Below are 16,108 nucleotides of genomic sequence, written 5' to 3'. Positions count from 1 at the left end.
TTAGTAAGTACTATAAGCCCGGTGGCTCATGATTTCGAAAAACTTCCATAGCAAGGACATAATTTCTGATTGGGTCGCCATGGTACGCTTACATCCCGATCAAGGATGCGCTGAACCCCTTTTTGTGGATTCGATCCAGAATGTTCAAAGCGCGTATTTTTGTGGCATCGTAGACCAGCAAGACAATGCTGGGGCGTACTTGCATACGTTCGAAGTGAAACACGCCTGCGAGAGCGCGAATCTGTTCAGCAATCTCGCTAAACTGCTGATCCTCCGTGAGTTTGGGGATGTGGATCATAACATCGGTGTGTGTCTGCATAGTCTTTCTCCTGATAATTGAGTTGTGCTTGATGGGGAGAAAGTTTAGGTAGATCACTGTTTTTAAAATACTCGCATTTGTGTAGTATCTAACTACAGAAAATGGAGTAACGAACTACAGAATCTGTTTTATAAATCCCTAAAGAAATTGGAGTGCTACATGGAGTATGGTCAGTTTTGTCCGGTGGCGAAAGCGACAGAAATCCTGGGAGAAAAGTGGACTATTCTCATTGTACGGGAACTGCTGTTGGGAGCGACCCGATTCAATGAGTTACAGCGGGGTCTGACTCAGATATCACCCACATTACTGTCCAAACGCCTTGATACTTTAGAACACTACGGACTTGTGCTTAAAAAGAAAATCCCGGGGCAGAAAGGCCATGAATACTTTGCAACAGAGTCCTGCCGGGAGTTAACCCCTATCGTATTCAAATTGGGAGAATGGGGGATGCGTTGGGCAAGGTCTAAATTGTCAGAGAAAGACTACGATGTGGAGCTGCTGATGTTGTACCTGCAGCGGAGTATTATTCCGGAAAAACTGATTGGTAAGGAAACCGTTGTTCGTTTCCAATTCACGGATATCAAGGAATACCCAAGCTGGTGGTTGGTGGCGCAGGGCAGCGAATTGGATGTGTGTACCAACGACCCGGGAAAAGAGGTGGATGTGTATTTCACTTCAACCGTACGAACCCTGGCGGATATCTGGATGGGGGATCGTAGCTACAAACAGGCCCAACGAGAAGGCGATATGACCATCGTGGGTAATCCCATGTTGATTCGAGATATTACGGCCTGGATGGCTAATAGCATTTACGCTGACTTGCCGCCGGCTAGTGAGATTTAGCGAAACGCATATTCACAAAATACAAAATAACTAATTCAACAAAGTCGCCAATCGTTTACGGTATTGGCGTACCAAATCATTATTACCCAGCAGAGTGAAAATGGAGACGGCGGTGTGTCGTCCTATGTCATCTTTAAAACCGCGGTCGGTTTTGATGATTTCGAACAGTTGTTCGAATGCTGCCTCATAATCCTGCGAGCCGATGTAGTGATTGGCCAGGTCCAAGCGTGATTGCAGGTCTCCGGGATTTGTTGCGATGTTTTGTTGTAAAGTGTTCAGATCGGGAAGATGTCGGAGGTTTTCCTGTAACTCTATTTCCGCAGTTAGTTTGACCACATCTTCCTCTTGGCGGACATTCACGGGTAAATGTTCAATAATGGCTTTGGCCTCATCGATTTTCTTTTGTTGCAGAAGCAAAGCGGCTTGATCTAAATTAATTTTGTGATTGTCGCTGTCCAGGTTCGCCGCTTGTTGCAACAACTGCTGAGCCTCATCGAGACGTCCTTCAGCTCGCGCATTCAGGGCTTGTTGGCGTAACTCTTCCGCCGGGCTGGGAATGATTTTTGCCAAAAATTGGCGTAGGGCCGACTCGGGTAGAGCACCGGAAAAACCGTCAACGACAGCACCATTAACCACGGCGCGCACATCGGGGATGCCTCGAACGCCAAACTGCGCCGCCAATGTGGATTGTTCGTCAGAGTTCACTTTGGCCAGGAGAAATTTTCCACCATATTCATCCGCCAGTTTTTCCAGGAGAGGTTTGAGCGAACGGCAAGGGCCACACCAGGGCGCCCAGAAATCCACCAGAACCGGGGTGCTATGCGAAGCTTCAAGGACCTTTTCCTGAAAGTTGCTGCTGTCGACGTCAAAATGAAACATCAATAACTCTCTGTATTTTCTGGTTATTCCAAAGTAAAACTGGCGCGCTTAATGAATAAATCCACAGGTAAAACTATAGTATCAATGTAAGTCTATGTAAGGGTTAACAAGCAATTTTCAAGCCGGTGGTCTAATGCGTTTCCAGGACAAGCACTTCCTACGAGAAAAAATCCGTGCCGCATATTTGGCGGATGAGGCGGTTTGTCTACAGCAATTATTGAGTCAGTTCCAGCACAACAGCACGGACAGCGAGGTCGTGAGGGATCTGGCGCGTCGTTGGGTAGTGGCGGTAAGGGACAAAAACGCGGATAGCGGTGGCATTGATGCTTTTTTGCGCGAGTATGATTTGTCCTCTAAGGAGGGTGTGTTGCTATTGTGTTTGGCTGAGTCTTTGTTGCGTATTCCCGATTCCAAAACTGCAGACCAACTGATTAAGGATAAGTTGTCCCAAGCCGATTGGCTGGGCCATATGAATAAGAGCCAGTCCTTGTTTGTTAATGCGGGGACTTGGGGTTTGATGTTGACTGGACGCATGGTGCAGCTCGATGCGAATCAGTTATCGGATCCTGGTAGTTTTTTTGGAGCGTTGGTGGCGCGGTTAAGTGAGCCGGTGGTCCGGACGGCCATGAAAGAAGCGATGAAAAATGTCAGTCAACAGTATGTTATGGCCGACACCATAGAAGCAGCCATACGGCGCAGTAAAGGTGACGAATTCAAGGCTAATTTGTTTTCCTTCGATATGTTAGGTGAGGCTGCCATTTGCCAGGCAGATACCCGGCGCTATATTAAGGACTATACCCAGGCCATAATAGCCGCAGCCTTACGTGATCGTAATCCAGGTGGTCAGGAACTGGGTGATCAGTTGCCGCAGCATTGTGTGAGTATTTCAGTGAAACTCTCCGCCTTGCATCCGCGATACGAATATTCCCAGTCTCAAAGGGTTATACAGGAACTGTTTCCTGAATTACTGAGCTTGGCTGTGTTGGCACGACAACACCAAGTGGGAATTACGCTGGACGCTGAAGAAGCCGATCGCCTGGAACTTATGCTGGACTTATTTGAGCAACTGTTGTGTCACGAGCAGTTGCAGGGATGGGGTGGTCTGGGGCTGGCGGTACAAGCGTATCAAAAACGAGCTCCGGCCGTACTGCAGTGGTTGGAGGCTTTGGCCCAGGAAAATCAGTGTCAGATCCCGGTGCGTTTGGTCAAAGGGGCCTATTGGGATTCGGAGATTAAATGGGCCCAAGAACAGGGATTAACGACGTATCCGGTATTTACCCGTAAAGAACACACCGATGTATCCTATTTGCTTTGTGCTCAGATTTTGTTGCAGTCCACCTGGTTTTACCCTCAGTTTGCCACGCACAATGCCCATACTCTGGCTTGTATTACGGTAATGGCGAAATCTGCGGATAATACTCACTATGAGTTGCAGCGCCTACACGGCATGGGCGAAGACCTGTACGCAGCTTACGCCCAAAAAGCAGATGCCCGACCCTGTCGTGTATACGCGCCGGTGGGGGCTCATGAAGATTTATTACCTTATTTGGTAAGGCGCTTATTGGAAAACGGTGCCAATACTTCGTTTATTAACCGCATCAGCGACCCTGCGGTACCGATGGAATCGCTTATCCATCACCCGGTGGCATTAGTGCAGGCCAGGGAGAAAGCCAGTGCAGACGAGTGTGTTGCTGTTAATGGTGTTGTATTGCCACCTCAATTGTATCGCGATCGTCTTAACTCCGCAGGGATGCTATTGGCAGACCCTCTGGTGAGGCATGAGTTTAAACAAAAAATGCAGTTTTTCTTGCAAAAACATTGGGGGGAGGACTTCGGAACCCCCATGTTTAGCCCGGCTGATACCCAACATCAGGTTGGCCACAGCCGTGTGTTAACAGATGGAGAGCTGGATAAGGCTCTGGTTCAATCCCACGAAGCTTTTGCCGATTGGAGTAGGAAGTCCATAGAACAGCGAGCGCAATGCCTGGAGCGGATGGCGGAATTGCTGCAGCAACACCGTTTGGAACTGGTGGCGTTATTAGCCCTGGAAGCGGGCAAGTGTATCAAGGATGGAGTGGCTGAAGTTCGTGAAGCTGTGGATTTTTGTCGCTACTATGCCGTGCAGTTGCGGCAGCAATTTGTGAGCGTATTACCAGATGGCGTGACCGGGGAGCGTAATGAGCTTAGCCTGCATGGGCGTGGTGTGTTTCTGTGTATCAGTCCCTGGAATTTTCCTTTAGCTATTTTTACCGGTCAAGTTGCTGCGGCGCTGGCGGCGGGTAATACGGTATTGGCCAAACCTTCGTTGGCGACTTTCTTGATTGCACGTGAAACGGTGCGTTTATTTCACGAAGCGGGTGTACCGCAATCGGTATTGCACTTATTAGCGGTTTCGGGTGAGCAGGTACAGCGCCGGGTATTGAATCGGTCACAGTTGGCGGGGGTGGCTTTTACCGGCTCCACACAAACGGCCAGGATTATCTACCGTGAGTTGGCAAAAGGCGATGGTCCTCTTATACCACTAGTGGCTGAAACAGGTGGCATTAATACCATGATTGTGGATAGTTCGGCTTTACCGCAACAAGTGGTGAAGGATGTTTTGTTGTCCGCATTCAATAGTGCAGGACAGCGGTGTTCGGCATTGCGTCTACTGTGTTTACAGGACGATATTGCCGAGCCGGTTCTACAGCTTCTACGTGGTGCGATGCAGGAGTTGAAAATAGGTTTTCCCTGGGATTTGAGTGTGGATGTGGGGCCGGTCATCGATGTTCAGTCCCGGAAACGAGTTCTGGCACATATTCAGGCCATGCGAGACAAAGGCTATATCGTGTTTCAATTGGAGTTACCGCCTGGTTGCGATACCGGTTATTTTATTGCTCCTGCTGTCATAGAAATTCAGAAATTTGAAGATTTGCAACAGGAGATTTTTGGTCCTGTGCTTCACATTTTGCGATTTAAGCAAAATCAATTAGCAAATCTACTGCAAAGCATAAACGCCAGTGGTTATGGTTTGACCATGGGGCTGCACAGCCGTTTGGAGTCCGCGATGGATAAAGTGCGGCTGCAAGCGCGGGTCGGGAATCTCTATGTCAATCGCAATATGATTGGCGCAACTGTCGGGGTACAACCCTTTGGCGGTGAAGCTTTGTCCGGTACCGGTCCTAAGGCCGGTGGACCACACTATCTATATGCGTTTGCAACAGAGCGGGTATTAACAGTAAATACTGCAGCCATTGGCGGTAATACCCAGTTATTGTCCGGCGTTTCTACCGACTCACCACCGTATTCAGATTGTACTGATATTTGAAACTACCCAAATCACTGGTAAATCTTTCATAATTCGGTACAATTTTTTCTCAACGAATTCACCCGCACGTGGCTATGAATCGAATGGTTAAAGTTCCCTGGCAATTATTGGCGCTATTGGTGTTTTTAAGCTTAGTGTTTTTAAGCTTATTGTCTTGTGGTGATCCCTCACAGCAGCCTTCTGCATCTGATGCAGCAGAAAACATCCGGGTCTTGGATTTGGATTCCGACGACAATTACATTGAAAAAGGCGATTTCGATACGCTGCAACAACGGGGACAAATTCGAGTGGTGATGCCACGCTTTGGCAACCAGGACGGTTTTTTGCCGCGTCAGGGCAGTCCTTTAAATGTAGATATAGAACTTCTGCACCGCTTTGCTGAACGCGAAAAGCTCAATGTGGTTTGGGTATTCGTGGATAGTTTTGAATTGACCGGCCAAGCGTTGCTGCAAGGCAAAGCAGACATTATAGCTGCCAATATGACAGTGACACCGGAGCGAAAAAAACAGTGGTTATTCACGGTGCCGGTTGCCATTGTGAAAGAACAACTTATCGGATCCAGCGGCGCGCGCATCAGCAAACCCAGCGAGTTGACCGGCAAGCAAGTAGCTGTGAAAAAAACCAGTAGTTTTTGGGATACAGCACAAGCACTTAAAAGGGCGAATTCCAAAGTCTCTATAGAGGAAATTGAGACGGGGGCGCAGACGGACTCCATTTTGGATGATATCGCGCAAAGCAAGAATCGCTACACCATATTGGACAGCAACATTGCGGCTCATGTGCTTAGCTATCGCGACGATCTGGCGATTGCTTTTGATGTGAGCGGTGAACGGGCTATTGCCTGGGCGGTGCGGCCCCAGGCTGCAACCTTAAAACAAAAGCTGGATCAGTTTTTGTCACAGGAGAAACTCACACAAAAGACCCAGTCGGTTTATACGGCGGATTTTACCGAAATCAAAAATCGTAAAGTACTGCGGGTTTTGACGCGCAATAGTGCCGCCACTTATTTTTTGTGGCGAGGTGAACTGGTGGGGTTCGACTATGAACTGGTGCAGAGGTTTGCACAACAACATGGATTGCGATTGGAGGTGGTCGTGCCGCCATCACGAGAGCTATTGTTACCGTGGCTAAAGCAGGGTAAGGGCGATTTGATCAGCGCTTCTCTGACCATTGATCCTGCGTGGGCTGCGCAAGGCGTGAGTGCAAGCCGGAAAATCAATCAAGTCAGTGAAATGTTGGTGAGTCGAAGCGATGATCCCTTGGGTCAAGTGAAGGGCTTGCACGGTCGTACTGTGGTAGTAAGAGGCAGCAGTTCCTACTGGAAAACGTTACAGAAATTACAACAACAACTGCAACAACAGGGGCTGAAATTCAAGCTTAAAAAAGCACCTGAAACCCTGGAAACCGAGGAGATTATTGCAAAGGTAGCGCAAGGTGAGTATGACCTCACTGTAGCCGACAGTCACATTCTTGATATTGAGCTCACTTGGCGTGAGGATATCAAAGGAGCTTTTACCTTGGGGCAACCGGTGGACCATGCCTGGGTGGTGCGCAGCGAAGACCAACTGCTGCTGGAGGAAATCAACCGTTTTATCAAGAAAGAATACCGCGGTGTGTTCTATAATATGACCCGCAATAAGTACTTTAAAAAGCCCCATGCTATTGCCAAACGTTTACAACAGCGTGTGGATGGTGGTAATGGTGCGGCCTTATCGCCCTATGATGAGTTAATGCAAAAATATGCCAAACAATACCAGTTGGATTGGCGTTTGTTAGTGTCGCAAATGTACCAAGAAAGCCGCTTTGATCCCAACGCCAAGTCCTGGGTGGGGGCAAAGGGGTTAATGCAGGTGATGCCACGCACGGCAAGGGAACTGGGTATCAGTCAACTGGAAGTGCCGGAAAATGGTATCAAAGCAGGAGTCAAATACATGAACTGGCTCATGGATCGTTTTGAGCATGAATTACCGGTTAAAGATCGTATGTGGTTTGCTTTGGCAGCGTACAATGCGGGCTTGGGGCATGTGAATGACGCCCGGCGCCTGGCACGTAAGAAAGGTTGGAAGTCCAACCGCTGGTTCGGTCATGTAGAAAAGGCCATGCTGTTATTGTCCAAACGAAAATATGCTCAACAAGCGGCGCACGGTTATGTGCGGGGGCAGGAGCCTGTGAACTATGTGCGCTCCATTCGTGATCGATATCAGGCCTATCTGCGGCTTACAACAGATAGAACCGCTTTTTTGGGTTACCACCATTTATCAAAATAGACCCGTTCCGCTGCCACGCCGCACTGGATCAAACGTTCATTGACATGATCCACCATATTCGGTGGGCCACAAAGGTAGAATTGCGCCTGGTCCAGCAGTAAAGGATTCAGCATGGCGTCATTGATGCGACCGTGGTAGGTTGCTTTGGGATTTTGTTCCTTGGTCGTGGTAATGCTAAAGTCAAAGTCTGCGGTTTTGCGCAGTTGTTGCAGTTCCTCATGGAATATACATTCGTCCAGGGTGGTGCAGCTGATAAGGAAGCGGATGGGGTAAGTGTATTGATTTTGCAAAAGGGACTTCGCCATGCACAATAGAGGCGCAATGCCGGTGCCGCCGGCGATGAAGACCATAGGACCGGTCGGGTTTTGAGGTAACACAGTATCGCCTTGCGCTGCACTGATCTGCAAAGGTTCACCCGTTTTTAACTGATGTAAATACCCGCTGATTGGAATTTGCGTTACATGTTTTACCGCAATCTCAATGCTGTTGTTGCTATTGGGTATGGAACTGATGGAATAAGCAGCAGCCTCGGTTTTGCCGTCTCGGTTCGCTTCGACTAATACCCATTGGCCGGGTATAAAGGACAGGGGCGGTTCGCAGGATAACTCTAATAGCTTAACCGTAGGTGATAAGGCTTGAATAGCGGTGATTTTAGCGCTGCTTAATGTCATGAGAATGCTTTCGTTGCTTGTTGGATTGCGTTGGTTTGAACTCAGGATTCAACAGGGGTGTCAGCGCTGTTGCCCCAGTCAGACCAGGAGCCCGGATAACCGCGAACATGGTTGAAGCCCAAATGTTTCAAGGCGATATAGCTGAGTGCAGAGCGATGGTGGGTTTGGCAATATACCACCACTTCGTGTTCCGAATGGATGTTGTAGTGCTGCAACAGGCTGTGCAGGTCGACGTCAGTTTTGAGTCTGAGATTGTTGGCTTGATCCATTAAGAGTAACCAATCAATGTTCACCGCTCCGGGAATATGTCCGCCACGTTCAGCAAACTTTTTCTCGCCACTGAATTCCTGGGCGGAGCGAGCATCCAACAGTTTGACTGCATCACTGTTTAAATTGTTGAGAATGAATTCGCGGTCGGCGACCACGTGAGTGGATAAATCCAGGTCAAATGAACCCGCAGCGGCAGTATTGTTTTTGTTTTCCATGGGACGGTTTTCCGCGCTCCAGGCATGTAATCCGCCGTTCAGCAAAGAGGTGTGTGAGTGTCCCATCGCATGCAAGGTCCACAACAGGCGAGCCGCTTTACCGCCACCCTCATCGTCATAAGCCACAACTTGCTTGTTTTGTTGTAAACCGATACTGGCAGCCAGCGCGTTGAGTTGCGTCGCCTCGGGTAACAGGCCCATTACCGGCGGCCGGGCGCTAATAACTTGTGGGTATTCTATGTGGATCGCCCCTGGGATATGGGCGGCTTGGTATTGCTCATTTTTACAAAGATCCACGATGATAACGTCATCATTGTCCAGGTTTTGCTCCAGCTGATCGGTTTCCAGAAGCAACGGAATATCGGTAGCCATGGTGACAAGAGGTCCTCTCGGTAATTAATTTAAGCTCAGAAGTCCAGTATGAACAGACGAGGCTGAAAATACAGGTATATGGGGGCCATTTCCAAGTTTTTCAACGAAGCCATAAGATTTTGTTACCAAATACTGTTCAAAGCGTCAGTTCCCTGAAGAGGGAACTTATGTGGTGACCGGCTCGGGAGCGGAAGGGGCCGATAGACGGATTTGCAGACGCATATTACTTACTGAGGTGGCGTATGCCAATGCGGTTTCTTCCGATATGCGATCGTCACAATACAGTTGGAACAAAGACTGATCCATTGTGCGCATGCCACTGTTGGTGTCCTTGTCCATTACTTCGGTGAGATGGTCAAATTGTCCCCGACGAATCAAGTCACTGGTACGGGGGGTGTTTAACAATAACTCCAAGGCTACCGCTCGGTCGCCAAAGACGCTGGGTACCAGAATTTGCGATACCACGGCTTTGAGGTTATTGGCCAATGAGGTGCAAAGTTTGTCCTGCATGTCTTTGGGGAACATGTGCAGGATGCGCTCTAAGGCCTGGCTGGCGCTGTTCGCGTGAATTGTCGCCAGGCACAAATGCCCTGTGTCGGCAAACTCCAGTACGTCTTCCATGATCAGTCTTTCGCGAATTTCCCCCACCATAATCACGTCGGGAGATTGGCGCAGGACGTTGATCAAAGCGTTATGATACGAGGTGGTATCAGAGCCGATTTCCCGCTGGTTAACGATGGATTTTTTGTGTTGGATGACGTATTCAATGGGATCCTCCACAGTAACCATATGGCTTAATTCGGTTTCATTGCGGTAATCGATCATGGCTGCCAAGGTGGTGGATTTACCGGCACCGGAGGGTCCGGCCACCAATACCAGGCCGCGCTTCATCATAATAATATCTTGCAAAGGGCTGGCGATGCCCAGTTGTTCAAATTTGGGAATGGTGTCAGGGATGGAGCGGATAACCATGGCTACTTCATTGCGCTGGAAAAACAAGTTGAAGCGGAATCGACCGATACCCGGAACGCTATGGGCAATATTGGCTTCACGGTTTTCTTCGAAAGCCTGCATTTGTTCTTCGTTCATGATGAGCGCGGCCATTTGCTTGGTTCGGCCGGGGCCTAATGGGGTTCCATCATAAGCATGCATTTTGCCGTGCACTCGTAAAGCCGGAGTGGAGCCGGTGCTTAAAAACAGATCGGAAGCCTTGTTGGCCACCATATCTTTTAATAATTTGGAAAGTAGATCCATTGCCCCTGTCTTTGATTTTTCCACTAAAAATAAACGGATATTTGAGTCACAGCCAGACTCATTCAGAGTTTCTCGGTAAGTATTACATTATTTTATGTCTTATGGGAACCTTTGAACGGCTTGTGTTTTAGTCGCGACGGGGTCGTGGTCGCAAAGGAATAATTTGTGCCTGGGTTTTACCTTGGGGATATTGCCGGGGTACTTTAGGGTGCAGAAAAAACTGGGTGTGGCCGGGGTTTTGCTCTGTGCCCGGCTCTTCTTCCACGCGCGTGACCGATAAAACATCAAAGGTATCGAAATCAACATGTTGTGAAAGAGATAGAGTAAACTCAAATAAATTGTCGCGGCAATCCCGGATACCGATTTCCCGTAGCATTTGCGGAGTGACTTTTGTGAAGGGTTTGACTGACATGCCTATTTTGTCGGCGAAAGGCTGTCGCTCCTTGACGACAGCGTCAAGGTCAATTGTTAAACTGTGCTCCGCCTCACAGAATTAGCGGTTTAAACTACTGTTTCAACTCTTCGGTCAAATGGGGATTGATGGATTGAAGTATGGATTTAAAAATTTTGGGATTTCCGGCCACGACATTGCCGGTTTCCAAATAGCGGTGGCCGCCGCTGAAATCGCTGATTAAACCACCGGCCTCTTGAATGATGAGAGCACCTGCGGCCATGTCCCAGCGGTTGAGGCCAATTTCCCAAAAACCATCTAAACGGCCGGCGGCAACATAAGCGAGATCCAGAGCCGCCGAACCGGCGCGACGTATGCCGGCCGTCATGGGAAACAGGGCCTTGAACGTGGCTAGATACGCGTCCAGGTGTTGCTGCATTTTAAATGGAAAACCCGTGCCCAGCAGTGCACCGTTCAAGTCAGAGTGTTTGGATACTCGAATGCGGCGATCATTTAACTGTGCTCCGCTACCTCGAGAAGCTGTAAATAACTCCTGACTCAGGGGGTCGTACACCACAGCGTGTTCCAAACGGCCTTTATGCTGTAAGGCGATGGATACGGCAAACTGTGGGAAGCCGTGTAAAAAATTGGTGGTGCCGTCCAGGGGATCAATGATCCAGAGGTAGTCGCCATCGCCCTTCTGCGAGCCGCTTTCCTCCGCCAGAATACCGTGACTGGGAAAGGCCTTGCGCAAGGTGTATATGATTTCCTGCTCTGCTTTTTGGTCAACCTCAGAGACAAAATCATTGCTGGATTTGGTGGTTATATTAAGTTGTCCGATCCGGTCCATGGAGCGAACAATAATGTTTCCTGCTGAGCGCGCGGCGCGAACAGCGATATTAAGCGTAGGATGCATAGGATGTATTCAGCTAAGTAAAAGTTCGGGTTTCCGCATAGAGCGTTGGGGCGGCAAATGTATCAAATTCACACCTAAATTGCCATTTTTCAGTCAGTAAATACCCGTTAAGGTGCGAATTAAAGTTACAATAGGGTTTTTTGTGCTCAGGGCTGTGGTAACTGGAATTATGCTGGAAAATATACAAATTGTATTGGTAAACACGTCCCATCCGGGAAATATCGGCGGCGTGGCTCGAGCCATGAAAAACATGTGTCTGGAGAATTTACGCCTGGTAGATCCGGTTTTGTATCCCCATGCCCAAGCCACGGCCAGGGCATCCGGCGCGGATGATGTGCTGCAAAAAGTACAGGTATTCTCCACTCTGGCGGATGCTCTAAAGGACTGCAGTTTGGTGCTGGGTGCCAGTGCCAGACTGCGTCGTTTGGCTTGGCCGGAACTTGACCCGAGACAATGCGCCAGTGAGTCTCTGCAACGGGCCGGAGCCGGAGAAACAGTAGCAATCGTGTTTGGTCGGGAAAATTCCGGGCTGACCAACGAAGAGTTGGAATTGTGCCACTATCTTGTACATATCCCCAGTAATCCCGAGTACAGTTCCTTGAACTTGGCGGCTGCGGTTCAAGTCATTGCCTATGAACTGCAAATGGCTTCCCGGGAACCACCGCAAGTGATGGACAATGAAGCAGCGGCGGCGAGTTCAGAGCAGATGGAATTGTTTTACGAGCACTTATTTCACGTTATTTCCGAGATTGGCTTTCTCAGTCAGGACCATCCTCGTAAAATGATGCGCCGCTTAAGGCGTTTGTTTAATCGAGCTCAACTGGATGTGGTGGAGCTTAACATTATGCGTGGAATACTCTCGACAGTGCAGAAAAACAGAAAACCCTAGTGCAAAACTTCACTGCGGTTGCCCGGCCTTGTAATCTGTTGCATAGGCCACTATTTAAGTAAGATAAAGCGCAACCGCGCAGCAACAATGCGTTGTTAAACCAAAAAGGTTCCCATGAGACAGTTTTTCAAGCGAATAAAAGAAGATGTGGCTTGTGTATTTGACCGAGACCCTGCCGCTCGCACTTTCTTCGAAGTTATTACCACTTACCCCGGAGTGCATGCGGTGATCATTCACCGACTCAGCCACGCTTTGTGGGTACGGGATTTTTTCTGGTTAGCGCGAGCCATTGCCGGGTTTGCCCGCTGGATTACGGGAATTGAGATTCATCCCGGTGCCAAAATCGGAAGGCGCTTTTTCATCGATCACGGTATGGGGGTGGTGATTGGAGAAACGGCGGAAATTGGTGATGATTGCACTCTATACCATGGGGTGACCTTGGGCGGCACCAGTTGGGAAAAAGGCAAACGTCATCCGACGCTTAAAAATGACGTGGTGGTGGGTGCCGGTGCCAAGGTGTTGGGGCCCATCACTTTGGCCAGTGGAGTGCGTGTTGGTTCCAATGCCGTGGTGGTCAAAGATGTGGCTGAAAATTGTACGGTTGTGGGTGTGCCCGGACGAGCGGTAGGTACCCACACTTCCTCTCCAGAAAACGATCATCGGCATGATATGGCCAAAAAAATGGGATTTGATGCCTATGGCGTTACCCGGGATGCGCCGGATCCAGTGGCTCACGCCATTAATTGTATATTAGACCATACCCACGCTGTAGATAAGAAAATCGAAGCCATGTGTGCTGCTCTGAAAGCCATGGATGCGGAATTTAAGGATGTTGAATTACCAGAGCTGGAATCTTGTGAAATCGGGATGCAAGACGCTCATCCAAAAAGCGCTGCGGACGATAAACTGACTAACCCTTCGGAGAAGGGGGGGATATAATACTTGACAAAATAGGTCTGGTATTATTAATATTACTACAGCGAGTGTGTAATAGTACACTCAATTTATTCCCTGTACTACCGGACAGGGTATAACATTATAAAATTCAGTAAAAAAGCTTTGAAAATCAAAGGAAATTTATTATGAGATTGACAACTAAAGGCCGCTACGCGGTTACTGCTATGTTGGATTTGGCTGTTCACGCTACTGAAGGGCCGATTACTTTAGCCGACATTTCCCAGCGACAAGGTATTTCTTTGTCATATCTGGAGCAGTTATTCGCAAAATTGCGGAAGCGGGAATTGGTTTCCAGTGCACGAGGCCCGGGTGGCGGTTATCGTCTGAGTCGCGATTCCAATGACATCAATGTTGCGGACATCATTGCCGCCGTGGATGAAAAAGTAGATGCTACTCGTTGTTCCGGTGAGCAGGGGTGCCAAAATGGCGAACGTTGCTTGACGCATCAGCTGTGGACTGACTTGAGTGATTTGTTGTACGACTTTCTGCACGGCATCACGTTGGGCAAGTTAGTTGAACAACGTCATGTGAAAGATGTGGCCGCACGTCAGGATCAACTGCATAACAGCAACAAAAACGCTGCTGCGGCAGATGACGCCTCTACTGAACGCAACGATAATATACTGGCAATGTAAGCGTTTGGTCGGTTCTCGTGTTTCCCCGTGAGCTCACGGGGGAGGCGAGTTTCCGGCACAAAACCGGGTATAAGTCCTGGTTTTTAGATATAAAATTTTGGGGGAGATCGCAGTCGTCTGAAGTCGGCGGTGGATCGGGTGCATTTCACGCGTGCACTATAGCGTTTATTGAAACGATTGATTGTTATACACTTGGGCTCGTAAACCCGCTGTTCGAGGTTGAAGTTTCCAGACACCTGTTCCCACGCATGCGGTTAATACCAGAGATTCACGGAGTATTTGATGAATAAACCCATTTATATGGATTATGCGGCCACCACTCCAATGGACCCGGCCGTTGCAGAAAAAATGACCCAGTATTTAACGCTGGAGGGTGAATTCGGTAATCCGGCATCGCGTTCCCATGCTTTCGGTTGGAACGCAGAAACTGCCGTAGAAGAAGCCAGAAACCAGGTTGCCGCATTGGTCAACGCAAACCCTAAGGAAATCGTCTGGACTTCAGGAGCCACAGAGTCCGACAATCTGGCCATTAAAGGCGTGGCGCATTTTTACAGCAAAAAAGGCAAGCACATCATCACTTCCAAAACAGAGCACAAAGCAGTTTTGGATACCTGTCGCCAGTTGGAACGGGAAGGTTTTGAAGTCACGTATATGGACCCGGAGCCCAACGGTTTAATTGATTTGCAAAAACTGGAAGCTGCCATGCGAGCGGATACCATTTTGGTTTCCATCATGCATGTAAACAATGAAATTGGCATTATTCAGGACATTGCCGCCATCGGCGACATGACCCGGTCCAAAGGCATTATTTTTCATGTAGACGCAGCTCAAAGCGCGGGCAAGGTGGATATTGATCTGGAGCAATTAAAAGTGGACTTGATGTCCTTCTCCGGACACAAAGTTTACGGTCCCAAGGGTATCGGTGCCCTTTACGTTCGACGTAAGCCTCGGGTCCGACTGGAAGCCCAAATGCACGGTGGCGGTCATGAACGCGGTATGCGCTCCGGTACTCTGGCCACTCACCAAATCGTGGGGATGGGCGAGGCTTTTAGGATTGCCAAAGAACGCATGGCGGACGATCGTAACAAAATAGCCGCATTGCGAAACCGTTTATACGAAGGTCTCAAGGGTTTGGAAGAAGTGTACATCAATGGTGATTTGGATCATGGTGTGCCCAATATTCTTAATGTCAGTTTTAATTTCGTGGAAGGTGAGTCATTGATCATGGCCTTAAAAGGTCTGGCGGTGTCTTCCGGTTCAGCTTGCACTTCCTCCAGTCTGGAGCCCTCCTATGTGTTACGGGCTTTAGGTCGCAGTGACGAATTGGCCCACAGTTCCATACGTTTCAGTATTGGCCGGTTTACCAATGAGGCGGATATCGATTTTGCCATTGAGCAAATCAACCACGCGATTGGAAAATTGCGGGAACTGTCCCCATTATGGGATATGTATAAGGATGGTGTTGATTTATCCACGGTGAAATGGGCAGCGCACTAATCCCGCGCTCACATGGAACGGGTGATAGTGCTGAGTTAGGTTGTTTGGTTGGATTAATTGGAATATTAAGTTATGAGCATCACATTAACAGAGTCCGCGGCAAATCGCGTGAAATCTTTTCTGGAAAACCGGGGCAAGGGCGTAGGCTTGCGTTTGGGTGTAAAAACCACCGGTTGCTCGGGTATGGCCTACATTATGGAATTTGCCGATGAGGTTCAGGCAGAGGATACTGTGTTTGAACATCACGGTGTTACTCTGATCGTAGACCCCAAAAGCTTGATTTACCTGGATGGTACCGAGTTGGATTATGGTAAAGAAGGATTGAATGAAGGTTTCCAGTTTAACAATCCAAACGAGAAGGATCGTTGCGGTTGCGGTGAAAGTTTTACTGTTTAAAGTAGTGACGCAAACGCAAGTAATAACACA

15 protein-coding genes are annotated in these 16,108 nt (G+C 48.8%); 8 read left to right on the top strand and 7 right to left on the bottom strand.

The window, feature by feature from the left end:
• Window positions 1-88: 88 nt before the first annotated feature.
• Window positions 89-319, bottom strand: coding sequence for a hypothetical protein (locus OEY58_12345; protein ID MDH5326243.1), 231 nt, complete (start codon window positions 317-319; stop codon window positions 89-91).
• Between the two features lie 159 nt (window positions 320-478).
• On the opposite strand from OEY58_12345, the gene OEY58_12340 reads away from it, so the two are divergent.
• A complete protein-coding gene (locus OEY58_12340) occupies window positions 479-1,162 on the top strand; it encodes a winged helix-turn-helix transcriptional regulator (protein MDH5326242.1) in 684 nt (227 codons plus the stop codon).
• Between the two features lie 30 nt (window positions 1,163-1,192).
• On the opposite strand, the gene OEY58_12335 is transcribed toward OEY58_12340, so the two are convergent.
• The gene (locus tag OEY58_12335) at window positions 1,193-2,041 is read right to left on the bottom strand and encodes a co-chaperone YbbN (protein ID MDH5326241.1); all 849 of its coding nucleotides are present in this window, start codon (window positions 2,039-2,041) and stop codon (window positions 1,193-1,195) included.
• Between the two features lie 133 nt (window positions 2,042-2,174).
• On the opposite strand from OEY58_12335, the gene putA reads away from it, so the two are divergent.
• Both putA and OEY58_12325 read left to right on the top strand, forming a co-directional pair.
• Complete coding sequence (gene putA, locus OEY58_12330; GenBank protein MDH5326240.1) at window positions 2,175-5,348, top strand: bifunctional proline dehydrogenase/L-glutamate gamma-semialdehyde dehydrogenase PutA; 3,174 nt, start codon at window positions 2,175-2,177, stop codon at window positions 5,346-5,348.
• Between the two features lie 74 nt (window positions 5,349-5,422).
• Window positions 5,423-7,615, top strand: a complete 2,193-nt coding sequence (locus OEY58_12325) for a transporter substrate-binding domain-containing protein (protein ID MDH5326239.1) — start codon at window positions 5,423-5,425, stop codon at window positions 7,613-7,615.
• Here OEY58_12325 and OEY58_12320 read toward each other — a convergent pair.
• The 5 genes from OEY58_12320 to suhB all read right to left on the bottom strand — a co-directional run bounded on the left by OEY58_12320 (window position 7,594) and on the right by suhB (window position 11,704).
• Window positions 7,594-8,286 (bottom strand): FAD-dependent oxidoreductase, encoded by a 693-nt coding sequence (locus OEY58_12320; protein ID MDH5326238.1) that lies wholly within the window; start codon window positions 8,284-8,286, stop codon window positions 7,594-7,596. The genes OEY58_12325 and OEY58_12320 overlap by 22 nt on opposite strands.
• Window positions 8,287-8,327: 41 nt before the next feature.
• Complete coding sequence (locus tag OEY58_12315; GenBank protein ID MDH5326237.1) at window positions 8,328-9,143, bottom strand: sulfurtransferase; 816 nt, start codon at window positions 9,141-9,143, stop codon at window positions 8,328-8,330.
• 165 nt (window positions 9,144-9,308) lie between these two features.
• The gene (locus OEY58_12310) at window positions 9,309-10,397 is read right to left on the bottom strand and encodes a PilT/PilU family type 4a pilus ATPase (protein ID MDH5326236.1); all 1,089 of its coding nucleotides are present in this window, start codon (window positions 10,395-10,397) and stop codon (window positions 9,309-9,311) included.
• A 127-nt stretch (window positions 10,398-10,524) separates the two neighbouring features.
• Window positions 10,525-10,809, bottom strand: a complete 285-nt coding sequence (locus tag OEY58_12305) for a hypothetical protein (protein MDH5326235.1) — start codon at window positions 10,807-10,809, stop codon at window positions 10,525-10,527.
• 94 nt (window positions 10,810-10,903) lie between these two features.
• Window positions 10,904-11,704 carry an inositol-1-monophosphatase gene (gene suhB, locus OEY58_12300; GenBank protein ID MDH5326234.1) on the bottom strand — a complete coding sequence of 267 codons (801 nt, stop codon included), beginning with the start codon at window positions 11,702-11,704 and terminating at the stop codon, window positions 10,904-10,906.
• 169 nt (window positions 11,705-11,873) lie between these two features.
• Between suhB and trmJ the strand changes: the two genes are divergently transcribed.
• From trmJ to iscA, 5 genes are all read left to right on the top strand, one after another.
• Complete coding sequence (gene trmJ, locus OEY58_12295; protein MDH5326233.1) at window positions 11,874-12,593, top strand: tRNA (cytosine(32)/uridine(32)-2'-O)-methyltransferase TrmJ; 720 nt, start codon at window positions 11,874-11,876, stop codon at window positions 12,591-12,593.
• A gap of 114 nt (window positions 12,594-12,707) precedes the next feature.
• Entirely contained in the window at window positions 12,708-13,532 is an 825-nt protein-coding gene (gene cysE, locus OEY58_12290; GenBank protein ID MDH5326232.1) for a serine O-acetyltransferase, read from the top strand.
• A gap of 143 nt (window positions 13,533-13,675) precedes the next feature.
• Window positions 13,676-14,185: a Fe-S cluster assembly transcriptional regulator IscR gene (gene iscR / locus OEY58_12285; protein ID MDH5326231.1), complete on the top strand. Its 510-nt coding sequence runs from the start codon at window positions 13,676-13,678 to the stop codon at window positions 14,183-14,185.
• 282 nt (window positions 14,186-14,467) lie between these two features.
• The gene (locus tag OEY58_12280) at window positions 14,468-15,682 is read left to right on the top strand and encodes an IscS subfamily cysteine desulfurase (GenBank protein ID MDH5326230.1); all 1,215 of its coding nucleotides are present in this window, start codon (window positions 14,468-14,470) and stop codon (window positions 15,680-15,682) included.
• Window positions 15,683-15,754: 72 nt separating this feature from the next.
• Entirely contained in the window at window positions 15,755-16,078 is a 324-nt protein-coding gene (gene iscA / locus OEY58_12275) for an iron-sulfur cluster assembly protein IscA (protein ID MDH5326229.1), read from the top strand.
• Window positions 16,079-16,108: the final 30 nt, after the last annotated feature.

Source organism: Gammaproteobacteria bacterium (genome assembly GCA_029882975.1).
Classification (GTDB): domain Bacteria; phylum Pseudomonadota; class Gammaproteobacteria; order SZUA-152; family SZUA-152; genus JAJDNG01.
Note: the sequence above shows the minus strand (reverse complement) of the source record. Positions and strands in the feature narration are given on the sequence as shown.